18 protein-coding genes are annotated in these 20,988 nt (G+C 68.6%); 7 read left to right on the top strand and 11 right to left on the bottom strand.

Translation table 11 applies throughout. From position 1 onward, the window contains the following. Positions 1–5 precede the first annotated feature (5 nt). The 3 genes from MRBLMI13_RS08450 to MRBLMI13_RS08460 are packed head-to-tail and all read right to left on the bottom strand — an operon-like array spanning position 6 to position 3,978. Complete coding sequence (locus tag MRBLMI13_RS08450; RefSeq protein WP_042540985.1) at positions 6–1,397, bottom strand: MFS transporter; 1,392 nt, start codon at positions 1,395–1,397, stop codon at positions 6–8. A gap of 50 nt (positions 1,398–1,447) precedes the next feature. Continuing rightward, entirely contained in the window at positions 1,448–2,452 is a 1,005-nt protein-coding gene (locus MRBLMI13_RS08455) for an L-idonate 5-dehydrogenase (protein ID WP_309692541.1), read from the bottom strand. Next, on the bottom strand, positions 2,449–3,978 hold the full coding sequence (locus MRBLMI13_RS08460) for a mannitol dehydrogenase family protein (protein ID WP_367821775.1): 1,530 nt from the start codon (positions 3,976–3,978) through the stop codon (positions 2,449–2,451). Before MRBLMI13_RS08460 ends, MRBLMI13_RS08455 begins: the two co-directional genes overlap by 4 nt. Before the next feature lie 151 nt (positions 3,979–4,129). On the opposite strand from MRBLMI13_RS08460, the gene MRBLMI13_RS08465 reads away from it, so the two are divergent. Beyond that, positions 4,130–5,107 (top strand): LacI family DNA-binding transcriptional regulator, encoded by a 978-nt coding sequence (locus tag MRBLMI13_RS08465; protein WP_367821777.1) that lies wholly within the window; start codon positions 4,130–4,132, stop codon positions 5,105–5,107. Between the two features lie 27 nt (positions 5,108–5,134). Here MRBLMI13_RS08465 and MRBLMI13_RS08470 read toward each other — a convergent pair whose 3' ends face one another. Further along, entirely contained in the window at positions 5,135–5,563 is a 429-nt protein-coding gene (locus tag MRBLMI13_RS08470; protein WP_367821779.1) for a MerR family transcriptional regulator, read from the bottom strand. 116 nt (positions 5,564–5,679) lie between these two features. Here MRBLMI13_RS08470 and MRBLMI13_RS08475 point away from each other — a divergent pair, with 116 nt between their 5' ends. Together MRBLMI13_RS08475 and MRBLMI13_RS08480 are read left to right on the top strand one after the other, a co-directional pair. Beyond that, on the top strand, positions 5,680–6,405 hold the full coding sequence (locus tag MRBLMI13_RS08475) for an SDR family oxidoreductase (protein ID WP_367821781.1): 726 nt from the start codon (positions 5,680–5,682) through the stop codon (positions 6,403–6,405). Between the two features lie 182 nt (positions 6,406–6,587). Continuing rightward, on the top strand, positions 6,588–7,124 hold the full coding sequence (locus tag MRBLMI13_RS08480; protein ID WP_367821783.1) for an MOSC domain-containing protein: 537 nt from the start codon (positions 6,588–6,590) through the stop codon (positions 7,122–7,124). Between the two features lie 40 nt (positions 7,125–7,164). Here MRBLMI13_RS08480 and MRBLMI13_RS08485 read toward each other — a convergent pair whose 3' ends face one another. Next, complete coding sequence (locus MRBLMI13_RS08485; protein WP_367821785.1) at positions 7,165–7,791, bottom strand: response regulator transcription factor; 627 nt, start codon at positions 7,789–7,791, stop codon at positions 7,165–7,167. Further along, positions 7,788–8,972, bottom strand: a complete 1,185-nt coding sequence (locus tag MRBLMI13_RS08490) for a sensor histidine kinase (RefSeq protein WP_367821787.1) — start codon at positions 8,970–8,972, stop codon at positions 7,788–7,790. The genes MRBLMI13_RS08485 and MRBLMI13_RS08490 overlap by 4 nt, the downstream gene beginning before the upstream one ends. Before the next feature lie 164 nt (positions 8,973–9,136). Between MRBLMI13_RS08490 and MRBLMI13_RS08495 the strand changes: the two genes are divergently transcribed. Both MRBLMI13_RS08495 and MRBLMI13_RS08500 read left to right on the top strand, forming a co-directional pair. Further along, positions 9,137–10,207: an FtsX-like permease family protein gene (locus MRBLMI13_RS08495; RefSeq protein WP_367823086.1), complete on the top strand. Its 1,071-nt coding sequence runs from the start codon at positions 9,137–9,139 to the stop codon at positions 10,205–10,207. After that, the gene (locus MRBLMI13_RS08500; RefSeq protein ID WP_367821789.1) at positions 10,204–10,899 is read left to right on the top strand and encodes an ABC transporter ATP-binding protein; all 696 of its coding nucleotides are present in this window, start codon (positions 10,204–10,206) and stop codon (positions 10,897–10,899) included. The genes MRBLMI13_RS08495 and MRBLMI13_RS08500 overlap by 4 nt, the downstream gene beginning before the upstream one ends. A 7-nt stretch (positions 10,900–10,906) precedes the next feature. Here the strand turns inward: MRBLMI13_RS08500 and MRBLMI13_RS08505 are convergent, their stop codons facing one another. Both MRBLMI13_RS08505 and MRBLMI13_RS08510 read right to left on the bottom strand, forming a co-directional pair. Continuing rightward, entirely contained in the window at positions 10,907–11,908 is a 1,002-nt protein-coding gene (locus MRBLMI13_RS08505; protein ID WP_367821791.1) for a hypothetical protein, read from the bottom strand. 9 nt (positions 11,909–11,917) lie between these two features. Further along, positions 11,918–13,747 (bottom strand): substrate-binding and vWA domain-containing protein, encoded by a 1,830-nt coding sequence (locus MRBLMI13_RS08510; RefSeq protein WP_367821793.1) that lies wholly within the window; start codon positions 13,745–13,747, stop codon positions 11,918–11,920. Positions 13,748–13,824: 77 nt separating this feature from the next. Here MRBLMI13_RS08510 and fdhD point away from each other — a divergent pair, with 77 nt between their 5' ends. Together fdhD and MRBLMI13_RS08520 are read left to right on the top strand one after the other, a co-directional pair. After that, complete coding sequence (fdhD, locus tag MRBLMI13_RS08515; RefSeq protein ID WP_367821795.1) at positions 13,825–14,709, top strand: formate dehydrogenase accessory sulfurtransferase FdhD; 885 nt, start codon at positions 13,825–13,827, stop codon at positions 14,707–14,709. Then, a complete protein-coding gene (locus MRBLMI13_RS08520) occupies positions 14,699–17,062 on the top strand; it encodes an FdhF/YdeP family oxidoreductase (protein ID WP_367821797.1) in 2,364 nt (787 codons plus the stop codon). Before fdhD ends, MRBLMI13_RS08520 begins: the two co-directional genes overlap by 11 nt. A 47-nt stretch (positions 17,063–17,109) precedes the next feature. Here MRBLMI13_RS08520 and MRBLMI13_RS08525 read toward each other — a convergent pair whose 3' ends face one another. The 3 genes from MRBLMI13_RS08525 to MRBLMI13_RS08535 all read right to left on the bottom strand — a co-directional run bounded on the left by MRBLMI13_RS08525 (position 17,110) and on the right by MRBLMI13_RS08535 (position 20,984). Then, positions 17,110–18,069: a glycoside hydrolase family 43 protein gene (locus tag MRBLMI13_RS08525; RefSeq protein ID WP_367821799.1), complete on the bottom strand. Its 960-nt coding sequence runs from the start codon at positions 18,067–18,069 to the stop codon at positions 17,110–17,112. After that, positions 18,060–19,898 carry a glycoside hydrolase family 2 protein gene (locus MRBLMI13_RS08530; protein ID WP_367821801.1) on the bottom strand — a complete coding sequence of 613 codons (1,839 nt, stop codon included), beginning with the start codon at positions 19,896–19,898 and terminating at the stop codon, positions 18,060–18,062. The genes MRBLMI13_RS08525 and MRBLMI13_RS08530 overlap by 10 nt, the downstream gene beginning before the upstream one ends. 75 nt (positions 19,899–19,973) lie before the next feature. Beyond that, positions 19,974–20,984: a LacI family DNA-binding transcriptional regulator gene (locus MRBLMI13_RS08535; RefSeq protein WP_367821803.1), complete on the bottom strand. Its 1,011-nt coding sequence runs from the start codon at positions 20,982–20,984 to the stop codon at positions 19,974–19,976. Between the last annotated feature and the right edge of the window lie 4 nt (positions 20,985–20,988).

A 20,988-nucleotide genomic window follows, 5' to 3' on the forward strand; every position in this document is an offset into this window, starting at 1 on the left:
TTCGGTCAGATCGCGTCGCGGGGGTCCGTCAGATCGCGACCGGCGACCTCGGGCATCCAGATCGATGCGACGAGCGCGCTCAGGGTGAAGATGAACAGCATGATGATGATCGGGATGAACGAGCCGGTGACGGCCGACACCCATGCGGCGGCGATGACGGGGCCTGCACCGGTCGCGACGATGGCGGCGATCTCTCGTGCCATGGCCGTGAAGGTGTAGCGGTTGCGGGAGCCGAAGAGCTCGGGCAGCGTGAGGTTCTCGAGCGATGCGAAGCTCATCACCGCGAGGTTGTGCAGCACGACATAGCCGACGAAGACCTGCACGGTGTCCTTGCTGCTGATCATGAGGATCGTCGGGACGATGACGATGAGCGCGACGATCGACCAGACCATGTACATGCGCTTGCGGCCGAAGCGATCGCCGAGCCAACCGGACAGCGGAACGGTGATGAAGGCGACGAGCGACGAGACGATCACGGCGTTGACGCCGATCGAGCGGTCGAGCAGCAGCACGACGGTGATGTAGCTGATCAGGTACGTCTGGATCATGCCGGAGTTGCCGGCCTGGCCGAAGCGCAGCAGGAGCGCGATCGAGAACGCCTTCCACGGCTTGCGCTGCAGCGCCTCCAGAGTGCGGATGTCGTTGGTCTCGGTGGCGAGCTTCACGACCTCGTCGCGGGAGAGCGCCTTGCCGTCGACGACGTCGTCGCGCTCCTCGAAGACCGGGGTCTCCTTGAGGTTGAAGCGCACCCAGATCGCGAAGAGCATGATGACCGCGCTGGCGATGAAGGGGATGCGCCATGCCCAGGCGATGACCTCGTCTTCGCTGTAGGCGACGAGGAGGATGGCCCAGATGCCCGAGGCGAGCAGCGTGCCGCAGTTGGTGCCGAGGGCGACGAGCGAGGCGATGATGCCGCGGCGCTTGGCCGGTGCGTACTCGGCGAGCATGACGCCGGCACCGGAGATCTCGGCTCCCGCGCCGAAGCCCTGCGCGATGCGCAGCAGCACGAGGAGGATCGGTGCGAGGACGCCCACCTGGTTGTAGGTCGGCAGGAAGCCGATCAGGGTGGTCGCGAGACCCATCAGGAGGATCGTGTAGAACAGCACCTTCGTGCGGCCGGTCTTGTCACCGAGACGAGCGAAGAAGAACGCACCGACCGGGCGGGCGACGTAGCCGACCCCGTAGGTGGCCATCGCGGCGACCACGGCGACTGCCGGGTTCTCGGAGGAGAAGAACAGGTCGGCGAAGACGAGCGCGGCGGCCAGCGAGTAGAGCTGGTAGTCCATGAACTCGAGCGCCGTGCCGAGCCATCCGGAGATGGCGGCGCGGACGAGGTCTTTGACCGACCTCTTCTCGGCGGGGTCGACGGCGGTGGCCGTCGTCTGCGGTTCTGACATGGGAGGTACTCCTTCGGACCAGGAACAGGGGGGTGTCGGGTGGGGTGTCGCTAGAGGGAGAGCAGGACCTTCGCCGAAGCGGACGAGTCGCGGGCGAGCTCGAAGGCCTGGACGGCGTCGGATGCCGGGAGGACGTGAGAGATGACGGAGTCGAGGGCGTCGGACTCGGCCAGCAGGGCGACCGCGTCGTCGATCTCGGTGGAGAAGCGGAAGGCGCCGCGGATGGTCAGCTCCTTCGCGAGCATCGGGGCGAGGTTCACTCCGATATCGGCGTTCGGGAGCATCCCGACCTGCACGATCGTGCCGGCACGGCGGGCGGCGCGGACGGCCTGCGTGAGCGCGACTCCGACGCCGGAGCACTCGAAGACCACGTCGTACGACTCGTTGTCGATCGTGTCGCGGCCGACGAGCGAGACCTCGGTCGCGCCGAGGTTCTTCGCCCGCTCGAGGGGCTCCTCGCGCACATCGCTGGCGCCGACGACCGATGCCCCCGCGTTGACGGCGGCGGCCACGACGAGGAGGCCGATGGGCCCTGCGCCGATCACGAGCACGCGCTTGCCTGCGATGTCGCCGGCGAGGTTCACGGCGTGGATCGCGACGGCCAGAGGCTCGGCGAGGGCGGCACGCTCGAGGGGAAGCGAAGCCGGAAGCACGCGGATCATCTGCTCTTCGACGATCAGCAGCTCGGATGCTCCGCCCTGACGGTGCGGGTTCGCCGCGGCGCTGCCGAAGTAGTCACCGCCGGGGCGCAGGTGTGGGCGGTCCTCGAGACCGGGCACCTCGGGGCCGTAGCGCGCGGGGTGCACGGTGACGGGGGTTCCCGGTGCGAGGCGACCTGACGGATCGAGGTCGACGACACCCGAGAGCTCGTGACCGGGGGTCAGCGGCTCCTGGATCGTGTACTCGCCGTTGGCGCCGTGGAAGTAGTAGTGCAGGTCGGATCCGCAGATGCCCACGTAGTTCACGCGGAGGCGCACCTCGCCGTCGCCGGGAGTGGGAACCTCGCGGTCCTCCCAGCGGATGTCTTCTTTGCCGTGGATGGCGAGAGCCTTCATGGCTGCATCTCCTCTGCGCCGGTGAGTGATGATGTGGTCTGGGATGCCGAGACGGCATCGGCGATCGCGGCATCGACGCCGCGTCGCTGGATGGTGTCGACGAGCTCGCCGACGCGGGTGATGAACGCATCCTGAGATCCGAGTTCATCACCGAACAGGTGCAGTTCGCCGATCACGCGCTGCGCGAGCTCGCGTCCGTCGCGAGCGCTCGCCGCGTATCCTGCGAGGCGTTCGCGGGCGCCGTCGGTCATCGCGGCGGCGTGCGGGCCGGGGTCGAAGCCCGGCAGGGGAGCGAGGCACGACAGGTAGCCGGCGACAGTCAGGGCGATCAGGTGCGGCATCCCGCCGTTGCGGATGGCGAGCATGGCCGGCTCGGGGATGCGCTGACGCAGCTTGACCGAGCCGTCGGTTCCGACCTGGCTGGTGCGGTGGCCGAGGGCGCTGTTGGCCCAGCGCTCGAACAGCTCGCTCTCGTAGGCGCGGATGTCGACGCCGGAGGGCACCTCGATCGAGGGTTCGTACTCGTCGCGCAGCACGGCGCGCGCGGCACTCTCGATGCCGTCGAGTCCGATCGCCTCGGGGATCGTGCCGACTCCGCTGAGCGCACCGAGGTAGGCGATGAGGGAGTGCGTGCCGTTGAGCAGCCGCACCTTCATCTGCTCGTAGCGTCCGACCTCGTCGGTGAACACGGCGCCGGCGGCCTCCCAGGCGGGGCGGCCGCCGGCGAAGCGGTCTTCGATCGCCCACATCGTGAAGGGCTCTGCGGGCACGGGGATGTCGTCGGTGGCACCGAGCAGGGCGCTCACGCGGGTGCGCAGCTCGGCGGTCGTCGAGGGCACGATGCGGTCGACCATGCTCGAGGGGAACGAGACGGAGCGGTCGAGGAACGCGAGCGCATCTGCGCCCTCCGAGCCCGGCAGCTCGTGCAGGAACTCGCGAACGAGCTTCTCGGTGTGGGCGCCGTTCGACGAGAGGTTGTCACAGCTGAGGATCGAGATCGGCGCTCCGCCGGCAGCGGCACGGGCCTGCAGACCGCGGGCGAGCTGGCCGATCGTCGAGCGAGCGGCACCGCCACGGAGGTCGGCGCGCACCGTGTCGTCGTCGAGATCGAGGCGCTGCGTCGCGGGGGAGTAGCTGTAGCCGTTCTCGGTGACGGTGAGGGTCACGATGCGGATGCCGGGGTCGGCGATCTGCGCGATCACGCGCTCGGGCTGCTCGGCGCCGACGAACGCGTCGGTGTGCACGCCGGGGATGGTCAGCGACGTGCTGCCGGGGCTGATGGTCGCGACCGAGTAGAGCATGTCCTGCGCGTGCATCGCGTCGACGATCGAGCGCGAACGCGATGCGACGCCGACGATTCCCCAGTCGCCGCCGGCGGACTGGAGTGCTGCTGCGGTGTAGACGGCCTGGTGTGCGCGGTGGAAGCTGCCGAGTCCGAGGTGCAGGATGCCTGCAGCAGTCGGGGCGACCAGGGGGGATGCGGTCGCAGAGGTCGTGCGGCGCAGGGCCGGTGCTGGGATGCTCACGCGGTGGCTCCTTCGCTCGGGGCCGCGCACCGCTGAGGGTGATCGGCGTTGATCGTCATGCAAATCAGTGTGCATCTTTTGTACAAACTTGTCAACACGTTTTACATCCGAGTGGGGGATCGTAGGATTGCTGCGAGAGCGGGAGGTGAAGATGGCAGCGACGCTGACGGACGTGGCACGACGAGCAGGCGTCTCGATCGCGACCGCCTCCCGCGCGTTCGGAGAGCCGGATCGTCTCGCGCCGAACACCCTCGGTCGCGTCCTCGAAGCCGCGGGGGAGCTCGGCTACTCCACCCCGCAGTCAGCCACCGCGACCCGCACGTTCGGGGTCGTCGTGCCCGACGTGTCGAACCCTGTCTACGCGACGCTGCTCAAGGCGATCCAGGGGCAGGCGTGGCACGGGCGCCACCGCATCGTGCTGTTCGACGCCGATGAAGACCTGCGCCGTGAGCGCGAGCAGATCGAGCAGGCCCGCAAGCTCGACGGGATGCTGCTGTGCAGCCCTCGCCTTCCCGATGCCGACGTGCTCGAACTGGTCGGCGACACCCCCTACGTCGTGGTGAACCGCCAGATCGACGGCGCCCCCTGCGTGCTGATGGACACCGAGCACGGGCCGGCGCAGGCGATCGAGCACCTCGCAGCGCTCGGCCACACGCATATCGCGTACGCGGCGGGTCCTCGCGGATCGTGGGCCGATGTGCGTCGCGCCGACACCGTGGCCCGCGCATGCGAGCGCCACGGCATCCGTCTCACCGGCCTCAGCCACCACGCCGCATCCATCCAGGGTGGCCGAGCGGCCGCCGCCCCGGCCGCAGCGAGCGGCGCCACGGCCGTGATCGCCTACAACGACCTCGTCGCCCTCGGACTCGAGGCAGGACTGCTCGAGCTCGGCAAGCGCTGCCCCGCCGACATCAGCATCGTGGGCATCGACGACATCGACCTGGCCGGCGCGGTCACGCCAGCGCTCACCACGGTGCGGATGCCGATCGAACGCAGCGGTGCGCTCGCCGTGGATCTGCTGCTGCAGGCGATGAACGGCACGGCGATCGACGACGTCGTGACGCTGGGCTCGCAGCTGATCGTGCGCGCATCGACCGCTGCTCCCGCCACTGTCACCCTCGGTGACTGAGGCCTGCGTCGCATCCAGTGATCATGGTCACACCCGGTCGAGTGCGGTTGCCGCCGCCTCGATGGTGACGTGTGGTTCCCAGGCTGGGTGCCGGAGGGCCGGGCAGTGTTCCGGGGTGGGGTTGTGGGCGATGTCGATGATGAGGTCCAGGGCATCGCGGGCGGCGGTGAGCCCCTCGATGGCGCCGGTGATGCGATCGCGTTCCGCTGCCAGCAGGGCGAAGGCCTCCGGGGAACCGTGTCCGGTGTCGACGCAAGGCAGCAGCTGCGCGATCGTGCGGCTCGGCACCCCCGCAGTGAAGAACTGCTGAACGAGTCTGACGCGCTCAACGGCCGACACGGCATACTCGCGCTGTCCGCTGGGCGTGCGCTCCGAGGCGAGCAGCCCCTGCTCTTCGTAATAGCGGAGCGCCCTCGTGCTGACCCCTGCCTGACGTGCGACCTCGCCGATCCGCATCCGTTCCTCCGTGTTCGTGACTGGGACTTGACCTTGACGTCAACGTCAAGTTCTAGCGTAGTGGTGTCGGCCCGATCGGGCCGGAGAGCGCACAATCCCAGCGAAGCAAGGAACCCATGAACGTCACCGACCAGATCGCCCTCGTGACCGGAGCAAACCGCGGAATCGGCCGTCAGTTCGTGCTCGAACTGCTCGAACGCAGTGCCCGAACCGTCTACGCGACTGCCCGCCGCACTGACACGCTCGACTTCGACGACCGGCGCGTGGTGCCGATGCGGCTCGATCTGCTCGACCACGACTCGATCGTCGAGGCGGCCGGTGTGGCCCAGGACGTGACTGTCGTCGTGAACAACGCGGGGATCTCCACGGGTGCCGGCCTGGTGACCGGCGATCTGCCGGATCTGCGCCGCGAGATGGACACCCACTTCTGGGGGACGCTCAACGTGATCCGCGAGTTCGCTCCCATCCTCTCCACGAACGGCGGCGGTGCTGTCGTCAACGTGCTGTCGGCGCTGTCGTGGTTCGCGTCTCCGGGTGCCGGAGGGTATGCCGCCGCGAAGGCTGCGGCATGGAACATGACCAACGGGGTTCGGCTGGAGCTCGCAGGTCAGGGAACCCTCGTGCAGGGCGTGCATCTCGGTGCCGCCGACACGGATCTCATGGCGAACTACGACGGGCCCAAGATCGATCCTCGCGACGTGGCCCGTCGGTCACTCGACGGCCTCGCGGACGGTTCGATCGAGGTGATCGTCGACGACTGGAGCGCGATGGTGAAGGCATCGCTCGCGGGGGACCCCGCCGTGTTCTACGCCAAGATGACGGAACTGCTCGGCGCCGCCTGAGGTCGCGTCTGCGTCGTCTCACGATCAGCGGAACGCCCGGCTGAGAACATGATGCGCCCTGCTTCGTGAGACGTCGCCTCGACAGCGAGTGATGCCAGTTGTCTCCGGAGGGCCTGGCGGAGGCCCTTGGGGCGGCGGTCGTGGGTTTTCGCAGGAACAGCACGCAGGTGGAGACTGGTGGCATGACAACCCCCCGCGTCGTCTCGGTCAGCAGTGACGACGAGCACCGCTTCACCAAGCCCCGCCGTGAGGCGATCACCCTCGTCGCCGGCCTGGGGGTGGAGGGGGACGCGCATTTCGGCGAAACGGTGCAGCATCTCTCCCGGGTTCGACGCGACCCCACGCAGCCCAATCTCCGCCAGGTTCATCTCATGCACCGAGAACTGTTCGATGAGGTCGACGCGGATGTCTCTCCGGGTGAACTGGGCGAGAACATCACCACCGAGGGGATCGATCTGCTCGCCCTCACCCGAGGAACGCTGCTGCGGCTGGGAGCGGACGCCGTGGTCGAGGTGACGGGGCTGAGGAACCCGTGTCTGCAGATCGATCGTTTCGAGTCTGGTCTGCTGAAGCAGGTCGTCGAGACCGACTCCGAAGGTCGCACGGTGCGCAAGGCGGGAGTGATGGGTGTCGTACTCGCCGGCGGTGTCGTGAAGCCCGGCGATCTGGTCGTGGCGGAGATCCCTGCGGGGGTGGGTGAACCACTCGCTCCCGTGTGAGCACTCGATCCGGCCCGGATCTCCCAGGACGCTCCAGGTCTCAGCGGAGAATGCCCTTCCGGCGGGCCGCCGAGACCGCGGCGGTGCGTGAGCTGACGTCGAGCTTCGAGAAGATGTGCGCGAGATGCGACTTCACGGTCGTCTCGCTGACGAAGAGCTGTTCTGCCACCTCGCTGTTCGATCGCCCGGCGGCGACGAGCTCGAGCACCTCGATCTCGCGACTGCTGAGGCTGACGCGGGGCGCGCGCATGCGGTCGAGCAGGCGGGAGGCGATCACCGGCGCGAGCGCGCTCTCTCCGGCTGCCGCCGCGCGCACGGCGGCGGTCAGCTCATGCGGTGGGGCGTCTTTCAGCAGGTAGCCGCTCGCGCCGGCCTCGACGGCGCCGAGGATGTCGGCATCCGAGTCGTAGTTGGTGAGCACGAGAACGTAGGGCGGAGCCTCGAGCGCACGGATGCGTCGCGTCGCGTCCACGCCCGTGGCCTGGGACTGCGAGCCGAACTGCAGGTCCATCAGCACCACGTCGGGGTTCTCGCGCTCGGCGCAGGCGACGGCCTCGTCGGGTGTCGACGCTTCTGCGACGACCTCCAGGTCCGGTTCGAGGCCGAACAGGGCCGTGAGACCGGCTCGGACGATGGGGTGATCGTCGGCGATGACGAGGCGGATCATGCGAACTCCGTCAGAGGGAGGTCGACGGTGAGCGTCGTTCCCCGTCCTGGTGCCGCATCGACCTCGAGCCTCCCGCCCAACTGCTGCACCCGCTCGGCGGTGGCGCGCAGACCGAAGGAATCCGACTTCTCGGCGGTCCCCGGTGCAGGAATCTCCGCATCGAACCCGGTTCCGTCATCTTCGACGGTGAAGTGGAGGTGGTCGTCCTCGATGCCGATCGTGACCGTCGCCGTCTTCGCGTGAGCGTGCTGGATGACATTGGCGATCGCACCCTGGGTGATGCGCAGCAGGGCCGTCTGCAGATGCATGGGCAGGACGACCGTGTCGGACACCCGCACCTGCACGTCGAGTCCCTGCGTCGCCCATTGCGTGCGGGCCAGTCGGCGCAGCGCCCCGCCGAGGGTCTGGTCGTCGAGCTGGGGAGGCGTCAGCTCGCGGATGAACCGCCGCGCCTCGACGAGGTTCGCGGCAGCCGTCTCGCGTGCGAGTCGGATGTGCTCGATCCCCGGGCGCGTGTCGTCGGCGAGTTCGGCGGCGTGCAGCAGCATCTGGATGCTGGAGAGTCCCTGCGCGAGCGTGTCGTGGATCTCGCGGGCGAGCCGTGCACGTTCGGCGAGGACGCCGGATTCGTGCTCCTGCGCGGCCAGCTGCCCACGGGTCGCGAGCAGTTCGCCGACCAGCGCTTCGCGTTGCTGGGCCTCGTTCGCCAGAGCCTGATAGCCGAGGCCGATCAGGAGGGCGACGCCGGCGCCGACGAACGGACCGACGACTCCGCCGACGCTCCACCCGCCGTGAATGCCGAGGGCGTACACCGCGACGATCGTCGACACGAGTATCGCGGCCGATCCCGCCCAGCGTCCCAGCAGGTGGAGGAACAGGAAGAACAGTGGGAAGACGAGATATGCGGCATCGGCACTCAGCCAGAGCAGGCCCAGCCACTCCAGGGAGAGCAGCGCCAACCAGACGAGTGACACGGGTCGTCGACCATGGGAGAGGCGGGCGAGCAGCACACCCGAGGCGTACGTCACGCCGACGATCAGTGCCAGCACGATCGCGGCGGCGCTCGAATCCGACGGGTCGAGCACGGCGCGGGCGATGACGACCCCCGTCAGGGCGAAGAAGAGGACGTGGAGGCCGGTCCGCAGACCCACGAACACCGGGGTCAGAGCGGTATGCGCCATGGATCGAACTCTACGCCGCCGCACCGAGCGCGGCATCGTCCGAAAGGACGATCGAGGCGTACTCATCCTGGGCGGGGAACGCTCTCCGAGTGGCCGATGACCACGATGGCGCCGACGACGAGAGTGGAATGGTCGCCGCATCGGAGACAGGAAAGGCAACCGTCATGTTCGTCGCGTTACGCGATCTTCGCTTCGCCAAGGGGCGATTCATCCTCATCGGCTCCGTCGTCGCCCTCATCACCCTTCTCGTGGGGTTCCTCAGTGGACTGACCGGGGGCCTCGCCATCCAGAACGTCTCTGGCGTGCTGGCGCTCCCCGCAGACCGCATCGTGTTCTCGGCCCCCTCGGGCGGAGACGATGCGGCGAGCTTCGCCGACTCCACGATCACCGAGCAGCAGGCGAACGACTGGGCGGCGACGTCCGGCGTGACCGACGCGCGCCCCCTCGGCATCAGTCAGACCCGCGCCGAGACCGACGACACCCGTGCTGCGATCGCGGTGTTCGGTGTCGAGCCCGGCTTCGACGCCGGTGCGCCCTCCGGGGACGGGCAGCTGCGCCTGTCGGTGCCCGCTGCGGATGCGCTCGGCGTGAAGGTCGGAGCGCAGATCGAGATCGCCGGCGTCTCCTACGACGTCGAGACGGTCGAGGGGGACGCGTGGTACAGCCATACGCCCGTCGTTCAGATGACCCTGCACGACTGGCAGGCCTACTCGGCATCCACGGGAAACCCCGATGCCTACGCCACGGTGCTCGCCGTCACAGGCGCCCCTGATTGGGATGCAGCGGATGCCGCGAACGACACGATCTCGGAGACGACCCTCGGATCGCTGACGGCGCTGAGCGCCTTCCGCTCCGAGATCGGATCGCTCCTGCTCATGGTGGCGATGCTCTTCGGCATCTCGGGACTCGTCATCGGGGCCTTCTTCACCGTGTGGACCATGCAGCGCAAGGGCGATGTCGCCGTCCTCAAGGCGCTCGGCGCGAGCACGCCGTCCCTGATCCGCGACGCGCTGGGTCAAGCGCTGATCGTCCTGCTGGTGGGCATCGGCATCGGTCTGGGGATGGTCACTGCGCTCGGCCTGCTCGCAGGCACCGCCCTTCCGTTCCTGCTGAGCCCCCTCACGACCCTCCTTCCGGGCGGCATCATGATCGCCCTCGGCCTCGCGGGCGCCGCCTTCGCCCTGCGCTCCGTCACCTCCGCCGACCCCCTCACCGCCCTCGGGAGCAACCGATGATCCGCCTGAACGACATCACCCTGACCTTCCCCGACGGCGACTCCCGGGTGACCGCCGTGGACGGCGTCTCCCTCACCGCCCACCCCGGAACCGTCACCGGCATCACGGGCCCGAGCGGCTCCGGCAAGTCGAGTCTGCTCGCCGTCGCCGGCACCCTTCTGCGTCCCGATTCCGGCGAGATCCTCATCGACGGCAGCGATGTCACGGCCCTCGATCCGGCCGAGGCCACGCGGCTGCGGCGCGATCGGATCGGGATCGTCTTCCAGCAGCCCAACCTCATCCCCTCCTTGACCGCCCGTGAGCAGCTGAGCGTCATGAACGAGCTCGGGGCCCCGCACAGCCGGCGGAATCGCGCCAGGGCGGCAGCTCGCGCGGATGAGCTGCTCGCCGCGGTCGGCCTCGCCGAGCACGGTCATAAGAGGCCGCACCAGCTCTCGGGCGGACAGCGTCAGCGCGTCAACATCGCGCGAGCGCTGATGAACGATCCGAGCGTGCTCCTGGTCGACGAGCCCACCAGTGCTCTCGATCAGGAACGCGGCGCCAAGATCATCGACCTCATCCTGCGGCTCACCGACGAATTGAACACCTCGACGCTGCTCGTCACGCATGATCTCGTGCATCTTCCGCGCATGCACGGGGTGCTGCACCTCGTCGACGGTCGTGTGGTCGACGCCGCCGTTCCGATGCGCTGAGAGCCGACTACTCCCCGGAGCTCTGCTTGAACTGACGCTCCCAGTCGCGCAGCTCGCTGCGACCGATGAGCGAGTCGAGCGACACCTGGAACAGCAGTCCCTTGCGGGCGTTGACCTGCTTGATGTTGTCGACGATCTGGGTGGTCACCGACGACAGCGCCTCGCGCACCTCGGCGATGCGCTCGTCGGGGGCATCCCACAGGTCGGGCCGGGTGAGCAGGTCGAGCAGGTAGTCGCGGTCGAGGGCCGCGACCAGGCGGGCGAGCTTGTCGGAGTACTCGGCTTCGGCCAGCACGCTCTGGTCCTCACCGGCCTTGGCGTCGAGACGGATGAACAGCTGCTCGACGTGCGAGGCGAGGGCGTCGATCCCCGCCGCCGTCTCGGCCGCCACCGGGCTGCCCGGCACGGCGGCGTAGTCGGCGCGGAGTTCACGCAGACGGTTCACTCGCAGACGGATGCCGGCGGGCACCGGGTCGATCGAGACGGCCGCGGTGCGACGTCGACGACGCGCGATCAGGCCGGCGGCGGTCACGGCGGCTGCCACGAGAACCACGCCTCCGATCACCAGCGGGATCACCGGCCCGGCGACACCGGAGTCAGACCCCGATGAGGTCGGGGTCTCGGCTGAGATCTCCTGCACCGTTTCGACGAGCTTGTCTTGGAGATTCGCCCCTGACGACTCGTTCTCGTTCGCGATGCGCAGGGCGTCATCGCTGGGAATCGCCGCTGAGGCCGCCTGCAGATCGTCGCCGACGGCGAGGATCACGGTCTCGTGGTCGCCCGCGGCAGTCAGCCGCTCGAGGATGTAGCTGCTGTAGGGCGTGGTCTTGTCGGCCTCTGCCGGCAGCACGACCACCGCGATCGATCCGTCACCGGGAACGACCCCCGCGAGGGCGTTGGTCAGCGCCTGTCCGCCCGACACGTCGGGGTCGACGTAGATGTTCTGACCGGATATGCCTGCGACGGCATCCTCGAGCCACGGGTTGTTCGACGAGGAGAGATACGGCATCGCGAGACCTCAGAAGTTGTTGATCACGGAGGCGAAGACGAGGTCGATGCGCTCGGCATCCGAGGCGTCGAAGAGCTGTCCGCCAGTCACATCCGCGATCCGCTGCAGTGCCGAGGTGTCAGCACCCTCTCCATACGCGATCGGGAATATACGCACGGGAGCGTCGTCTCCGCCCTCCTTCGTGCTCTTGCCGATCTTGGCGATGAGCGAGTCGAGCGAGGTGCTCGAGTCGGTGTCCTCGCCGTCCGAGAGCACCACGATCGCGTTGATGCGACCGGGTTCGGCCCGCTCGCTCATCGCCTCGTACGCGAGCAGGATCGAGTCGTAGAGCGGAGTGCCGTTGCGCTGCGCGTAGCGCAGGTCATCGAGCGACGAGTCGAGCTTCTCGCCGTCCGAGCCGAGCGCGCTCACGTCACGGAGCACCTGGATGCCCTCACCCTCGTCGGAGGAGATTCCGGTCGTGAACGCCCAGACGCCGATCTCATCGGTGGAACGGAAGTGGTTCAGCGTCGACTGCGCACCCTCGATCGCCCCGTCGAGGCGCGAGCGTCCGTCGCCGATCGGGTCGTCCATGGACCCTGAGATGTCGATGAGCTCGAGCACCGACGAGGGCTTGCGCACCTGCGTCCACTGGTCGATCGCCGTCGAGATCACGTCGACCTCGGGCTTCGGCAGCGTCACGGCGGGCTGAGCGGGATCGACTCCGTACTTCGGGGTGAACAGGTCGCCCAGCGGCACCGATTCGTCGAGCGGGCGGAAGCCGTACTCGGGCAGGATCTTCTGCGCCGCGGTCGTCTGCACGAACTCGGCGAAGGCCTCCCCGGCCGTGCGCTGCTCGGCCGTCACCCAATCGGCCCCGAGCACGGTGATCGGGTTGTCCGACCACATGGAGCCACCTTCGGGGTAGACGGCGACGAGCTTGGTCTTCGGCGGCGTCAGGGTCTCGCCCGGCTGCACGGTGTGCGAGTCGGGGTTGCCCTGGTTGTAGTTCAGCAGCGAGGTCTCCTCCAGCGCCACGGCCGAGACGTAGGCCGAGCCGTTGGAGCCGTTCTGCGTCTCGTCATAGAGCGTCGAGAGCACGTTTCCGGTGGTGTCGCCGTAGTGGATGACGCACTCCTCGAACACCCGGGAGAAGTCCGCCGCGGCCTCGACATCGGCCGAGGTGAGTCCCTCGAGCTTGCCGGTCGCCTCGTACGACTGCATCAGGATGGTCGAGAGCCCGGTGGTCGAGGTGTTGGGGTTGGTCTTCGAGATCTTGAAGGCACCCCAGATGTCCTTGCCGACGCTGCCCCACCCCGCGGGGTCCTGGCACAGGGTCTCGAGGTCGCTGATGCTGATGGGGGTGTTCGGCCAGCCGAGGGCCGTGGCCATCGGCTCGGGCATGCCGAACACGACGGGCGTGCGCGTGAACGACTTCGGTTCGCCCACGAGGCTGGGTGATGCGGCGGCCGCCACGCGATCGGTCCAGACGGTGGATGCCGGAGACCACAGGGTAGGCCAGAGCGACGTGTCATCGCTCGGCCAGTCTTCGCCGGAGGTCAGGAAGCGCGTCGCGTTGCCGGACGACACGTTGGTCGGGCGCACCGTGGCGCACGTCTCGAGCCCCTCGTGCTCGGGTGAATCCTTGAACGCCTCGGCCAGCTCGTCGAGCATGTTGACCTTCTCAGACGAGGTGGCGACCGCGATGTGGGTGCAGCCGTCGTCGGGGAATCCCTGGCCGCCGTCGCTCGTCGTGCCCTGTTCGCCTCCACCGCCGGTGCACGCGGTGAGCGCCACGGCGACGATCGCCGCCATGGCGAGGGCTGCGGGTGTCCGACGTGCGTTGCGAGGCGCGCTCATGGGCTTAGGGTACCCAGGTATCGGCCTCCCGATGACGTATCGATCCGATCCCGTGACCGCGGAGTACGCTCGCTGGTGTGGGGCGGATCACGACGCGGAGACCGATTCTGAAGCTCACCCTCGGCGAGGGTGCGAGCCGTCGCGCCGACACGCTGGCCGTCGAGGAGCCGCTGGAGATCCGCGTCGCGGGCTCGCCGCTCGCTGTCACGATGCGCACTCCAGGGCACGACGTCGAGCTGGCGGCCGGGTTCCTCGTGTCCGAGGGGATCATCGCCGAAGGCGCCGAGTTCCACTCGGCGATCCACTGCGGCGGCCCGGGCACGGGTGGCCAGGAGAACACGTACAACGTCCTCGACATCAGCCTTGCTCGCGGCGTCGCGCTTCCCGACCCCGATGCCGCCCGACGCTTCTACACGACCAGTTCGTGCGGCGTCTGCGGCAAGGCCAGCATCGACGCGGTGCGCACGGTGTCTCGCCATCCGGTCGACCAGGATGACGTGCAGGTCGATGCCGAGCACATCGCCGCGCTTCCGGATCGACTGCGTGCGGAGCAGGCTGCATTCGACAAGACGGGCGGTCTGCACGCAGCGGCGTTGTTCGACGCCGACTCCGGTGAACTGCTCGTGCTGCGCGAAGACGTCGGGCGTCACAACGCGGTCGACAAGGTCGTCGGCTGGGCGCTGCTGAACGACCGGCTGCCACTGCGCCGGCAGATCCTCCAGGTCTCCGGTCGGGCCAGCTTCGAGCTCGTGCAGAAGGCCGCGATGGCCGGAGTCCCTGTGCTCAGTGCTGTGTCGGCGCCCTCGTCTCTGGCAGCGGAGCTCGCCGAGGAGTCAGGGGTGACGCTCGCCGGATTCGTCCGCGGACGATCGATGAACATCTACTCGCACGCGCATCGGGTGCGCGTCGACGGCCACGCGTCGTCTGCTTACGCCGAAGAAGGGGCACAGCATGCTCGATGACCGGGGAACAGCCGGAACCGCGGGAACCGCCGGAACGGCCTTCGGGCTGATGCCCGCCGAGCCGCGTCAGGGCGGCTACGGTCCGCGCACCGATCGGCCCTGGTCGCGCAAGCCGTACGGTCACCCCGCCGCCGGCTGGGGCGCGGCGGTGTCGGTGGGTCGAGTCGTGCTGAGGGAGAGCGAGCCGATCGCCGGTCCCCTCGCGATGCTGCAGATGAACCACCCGGTCTCGGGCTACGACTGCCCCGGATGCGCGTGGCCGGACGACCCCGGCAATCTGAAGCTCGACATCTGCGAGAACGGCATCAAGCACGTCACCTGGGAGATGACGCGCAAGCGGGTCGATCGTCGGTTCTTCGCCGAGCACACCGTCACGGAGCTCGCGACCTGGCCCGACTTCGATCTCGAAGACCAGGGGCGCCTGACCGAGCCGATGGTCTACGACGCGGCGACTGATCACTACGTGCCGATCTCGTGGGACGACGCGTTCGCGCTCGTCGGCGACGAGCTGCAGGCGCTGGACAGCCCCGATGAGGCGTCGTTCTACACCTCCGGGCGGCTCAGCAACGAGGCCACGTTCCTCTACCAGCTGATGGTGCGCGAGTACGGCACGAACAACCTGCCCGACTGCTCGAACATGTGCCACGAGGCCTCCGGTCGCGCGCTCAAAGCGTCGATCGCCACCGGCAAGGGCACGGTCGACCTTCACGACTGGGACGACTGCGACGCGCTCTTCGTGCTCGGCGTGAACGCGGCCTCCAATGCTCCGCGCATGCTCACCGCGCTGGCGGATGCCGTGACGCGCGGTGCCCAGGTCGTGCACGTCAACCCGCTCGTCGAGGCTGCCGCCACCCGCACCATCGTGCCGCACGACTTCGTCGACATGGCGCGGTTCAAGGCCACGGGCACGAGCACCATGAACCTGCAGGTGCGCCCTGGAGGCGACCTCGCTCTCATCAGGGGCATGTCGAAGGTCGTCTTCGAGGCCGCCGCCACCGACCCGTCGGTGCTCGACACCGGGTTCCTCAGCACCCTCACGAACGGGGTCGAGGCGTACCGCGCGCTGGTCGACGCCACCTCGTGGGACGACCTGGTCGCGCAGTCGGGCCTCAGTGAGGAGCAGATCCGAGAGGCGGCCGCGATCTACCTGGCGTCGGAGCGCACGATCATCAGCTGGTGCCTCGGCGTGAGCCAGCACGAGCACGGCGTCGACACCGTGCGCGAGATCGTCAACCTGCTGCTTCTGCGCGGCAGCATCGGGCGCAAAGGCGCCGGTCCCTCACCCATCCGCGGGCACAGCAACGTGCAGGGCAACCGCACCTGCGGGATCGACCACCACCCCACGGACGCCTGGCTCGACCGTCTCGCCGACGCCTGCCGCATCGATCCGCCGCGGCATCCGGGACTCGACACCGTGCGGACGATCGAGGCCATGCATGACGGACGCGTGAAGGTGTTCGTCGGCATGGGCGGCAACTTCGTGCTCGCGGCTCCCGACACCCCGTTCACGGCGCAGGGGCTCGAGAAGTGCCGCCTGACGGTGCAGGTGAGCACCAAGCTCAACCGCAGTCACCTCGTGCACGGCGAGAAGGCGCTGATCCTGCCCTGCCTCGGTCGCACCGAGCGCGACCAGCAGGCTCAGGGCCCGCAGGGCGTCACGGTCGAGGATGCGATGAGCATGGTGCACCTCTCGATGGGGCGCAAGCAGCCGGCATCCGCGTATCTGAGGTCGGAGCCGGCGATCATCGCCGGGATGGCCAAGGCGACGCTGCCCCACACGGCCACGCCCTGGGATTGGTATGTCGGCGACTACGACAACATCCGCGATGTGATGGCGAAGGTGCTGCCCGGGTTCGAGGGTTTCAACGAGCTGATCCGCGACAGGCACGGATTCCGGATCCCCCAGCCGGCGCGGGAGCGGGTGTTCGAGACCCCGTCGGGTCGTGCCGAGTTCTCGCACGCGCCGCTGCCGAACGTCATCCCCGAGTCGTCCGAGACCCTGGTGCTGCAGACCATGCGCTCGCATGATCAGTGGAACACCACGATCTACTCGAACGACGACCGCTACCGGGGCGTGAAGAACCTGCGAGAGCTCGTGTTCCTGCATGAGGACGACATGCGCGACCGCGGTCTCGTCGAGGGCGACCTCGTCGACATCGTGTCGACCTCGAAAGACGGATCGACGCGGATGCTGACCGCGTTCCGTGCCGTGCCCTACGACCTGCCGCGCGGCAGCGCCGCCGGCTACATGCCCGAGATGAACGTGCTGATCGGACGCAAGGACTTCAGCGTGCAGAGCGACCAGCCGCTGATGAAGAGCATCCAGGTGACGGTCTCGCGCACCGGTTCGTGACCGCGCTCGCCGCGGGCTGATCCCGGTCCGGTGAATCCCGCCGTGGGTCAGGCGCCGCTGTCGGGGGTGGTCGCGAGCAGCGCCGGCTCCTCGGACCTGAAGTCGATCGACGCGACGTGCATCTGTCGCTCGGAGTGATCCGCATTCCATGCGTGGAACGCGATGCGGTCGCCCCCGTCGGGCCCGACGACGAGCGAGTTGTGACCAGGGCCGATCAGCGAGGCACCCGACGAGAGGAGGGGAGGCGCCGTCGGCGGTGCGGCGACCCAGGGGCCGAGCGGACTCGCTGACGACGCCCAGGACACCGCGTAGCCGGGGCCCGTCCATGCGCCGCCGGAGAACGTCATCCAGTACCTGCCCTGCCTGCGCACCACCGCGGGTCCTTCGAGCGTGTGCCAGTCGAACGTCCCGCCGTACATCGGGCGTTCTCTTTCGTAGATCTGCCAATCGGCGTAGGGCTCGAGCACGGCCTGCGCGTCGGCGAGCTGCGCCGGCGCGGGCAGGCGGGCGACAGCGAGATGCGTGCCGGGTCGCTCCGCATCGAGCACGTCACGCGCGAAGTACAGGTACCACTCCCCGTCCGTGTCTTGGAACGGGTGCGGATCGATCGCGAAGGTCTCGTGAGGGGTGAGATCGACACCCAGATCGTGGAATGGACCCGTCGGCTCGGCGGCGCGGGCGACACGCAGGTGATGACCGCTGATTCCGTGCCCGACGGAGTAGTACATCCACCACGAGCCGTCGCGGAAGCAGACCTCCGGCGCCCAGTACTCGTCTCCCATCTCGGAGTCGAGCCCCATCAGTGCCAGACCGGCACTCCGCCACGTCTCGAGATCGTGCGAGAGCAGGACCTCGAAGACCCCCTCGGTCGACGTCGCCGTCGGGTTCGTCCCGTACGCCGCGTAGGTGTCGTCGGGCAGACGCAGCACGAAGGGGTCGGCGAAGTAGCCGGGATGCACGGGGCGGTGCTCGGCACCGCCGGCCCGCCCCCGGACGCTCACTCCCATGGCTGAGATCCTCTCGGACCGACCATGATCGCGCGCAGCTCGTCCACGGGGAGCTTGGGGACCCGGTCGGCGCCCACGAGTCCGTTGGTCTCCTGCAGGGTGTCGGTGAGCTGCGTGTAGCAGTACCCGGCGAGGGCGGTGCTGTCGTGGATGCCGGCCATCAGCGAGCTCAGTCGGTCACGGAAGTCGCTGTCGGAGCTGGCGCTCGTGTAGCCCCAGGCATGGTCGGTGCGGTGCACGTCGAACGAGATGCCGCCGAACTCCGTGAGCATCACCGGCGCATCGTCGACGTCGCCTGTGAGCACGAGTCGTCTGCCCGCGGGCCCGACGCCGGTGATCATCTCGTCGACGGCGGCGCGGTCCTTGTATCGGGCGCCCATCACCTCGCCGTCGCCCTCGTAGTCGTGGATGGCCACGATGTCGGTCTCGGCCTGCTCCCAGCCGTCGTTCGACACGACAGGGCGAGTCGGGTCGAGGGCTTTCGTCAGGTGCACGAGCGCCAGAGCGTGGTGCAGCATGCGGCTGTCGTGCGCGATGTGCTGCACGCCCCAGCTCTCGTTCAGCGGCACCCAGGTGACGATGGAGGGATGCGAGACGTCGCGGTGGACGACCTCCAGCCACTCGCGCACCGTGCGCTCGACGGCCGTCGGTGTGAAGGAGAAGACGGCGGGCGCCTCTGCCCAGATCATGAGCCCGAGCCGGTCGGCCCAGAAGAGGAACCGCGGATCCTCGAACTTCTGGTGCACCCGGGCGGCGTTGAACCCGAGTTCCTTGATGAGCTCGACCTCTTGGCGCAGGGCGTGCGCCGAGGGGGCGGCGAGATGGGTGTCCGGCCAATATCCCTGGCCGAGGACGGAACGGACGAACCGCGGCTTGTCGTTGAGCAGGAAGCAGCGCCGATCGACGCTCGTCGAACGAAGCCCGAGGTACGACGACACGGTGTCCAGGGGTGCCCCGTCATCCGATGTCCGGATGACGGCGTCGATGAGCCGCGGGTTCTCCGGCGACCACACCAGCTCTTCGTACGCTTGTCCGTTCGCCTGGCTCGGAATCGGGATGTCGATCTCGATCTCGGATTCGCGAGCGAGAGTCGAGGCGCGTGCCAGCAGGGTGTCACCATGACGCAGTTCGACGTCGACCACGCACTCGGATGCCGGCGTGGTGGTCAGACCGATGCGCGCGTGCACGCGTCCTGACGGCAGATCCGCGCGCCAGTGGATCCACTCGATCGCCGGGCCGGCGGGTACGGATTCGAGCCAGACGGGCTGCCAGATTCCGCTCGTCCGGTGGTACCAGATCGCATGGGGCTCGTCACGCCAGTCCTGCTTGCCGCGGGGCTGGGCGACATCCGTCGCCCGGTCCTCGACCCGCACCACGACATGGCCCCCGCCGTCTCGCTCGAGAGCGTCGGTGATGTCGACCGCGAACGGCGTGTGCCCGCCCTCGTGTGAGCCGACTCGCTGCCCGTCGACCCAGACGATGGCGCGGTAGTCGACTGCCCCGAAGCGGAGGATCAGTCGGCGCCCGTCACGATGGCCGGCGGCCAGCACCTCGTCGTGCGTGAGGGCGCGGTGGTACCACAGCGCCGTGTGCGGACGGGGGTCACCGATTCCCGACGCCGACGACTCGGGCGGGAAGGGCACCACGATCGACGCGTCGAAGGAGGGATTGGCGAACCACTGCTCTCGAATGCCGCGGTCGTCGTCGTCGACGGCGAAGCCCCAGCGGCCGGTCAGGTCGCTCCACTCGCTCCGGACCAGCTGAGGGCGCGGGTAGGTTCCGTCCCCCTGGCTCGCGATGGGCGGGAGTGGCGGATCGATTCTCAGCATGCAGTCCAGCATGCATGATTTATGCAGCGCTGTAAACCACGCGGAATCCGAGTCCGCGTCCGACACGCATCCCGATCACCGAGGGGACGGCGCGCTCTCGCGGACGGCCAGCCGGTAGCCGACCAGCTCGTGGCGTCCGGCCTCGGAGAACCCGGAGATCCGCTCGATGAGCATCTCGACGGCGCGACGGGCGAGCTCGTGCAGATCGGGAGCGATGGTGGTGAGGCTCGGGAAGGTCACCCGGCTCAGCTCGATGTCGTCCCAGCCGGTGACGGCGACGTCGTCGGGAATGCGGCGGCCGCGCTCGTGCAGCGCGCGCAGGGCGCCGATCGCGGCGAGGTCGTCGCGGCAGACGAGCCCGTCGAAGTCGGCTCCGGCGTCGAGCGCGCCCCCGACGCCCTCGACCGCTCCGGACGGCGAGATCTCTCGGCTGGGGAAGAGGAGGAGGGGGTCGGGCCGAAGGCCCGCATCCTCCAGGGCCTGCTGATAGCCAGCGATGCGCTGCAGGGAGGTCGACGACATCTCCTGCGTCTCGTGGCCGGCGAAGCCGATCCGCCGTCTCCCCAGCGACACCAGGTGCGCCGTGGCGGTGCGAGCGGCTTCGAAGTTGTCGATCATGACGCGATCCACGGGGAGGGGTGCTGCCCCTTCTCCGAGGATCACCATCGGCAGGTCGCTGCGGTGGCGCGAGATCTCGGCCGACGACATCGCGGACGGCTGGAACAGGATGCCGTCGACCATCCCGGACTCGGAGCTGGTGAGCACGGCGCGCTCGCCCTCCAACGTTCCGTCGGTCTCCTCGAGCAGCACCCGATAGCCTGCCTCGCCGGCCGCCGCCGAGACGGCGCGGGAGAGCTCGGCGAAGTACGGAAGGGCGACGTTCGCGAAGGCGAGGGCGAGAAGACCCGTCCGGCCGGTCGCGAGGCGTCTGCCCATGAGGTTGGGCCGGTAGTCCAGCTCGTCGATCGCGCGCTGCACGCGTTCGCGCGTCGATGCGCTCACGTGCTCGTATCCGCGCACCACATTCGACACGGTCTTCATCGAGACGCCGGCGAGCTCCGCGACATCCTGCAAGCGCACACCCATGCGG

The organism is Microbacterium sp. LMI13-1-1.1 (genome assembly GCF_040815625.1).
Lineage (GTDB): Bacteria > Actinomycetota > Actinomycetes > Actinomycetales > Microbacteriaceae > Microbacterium > Microbacterium forte.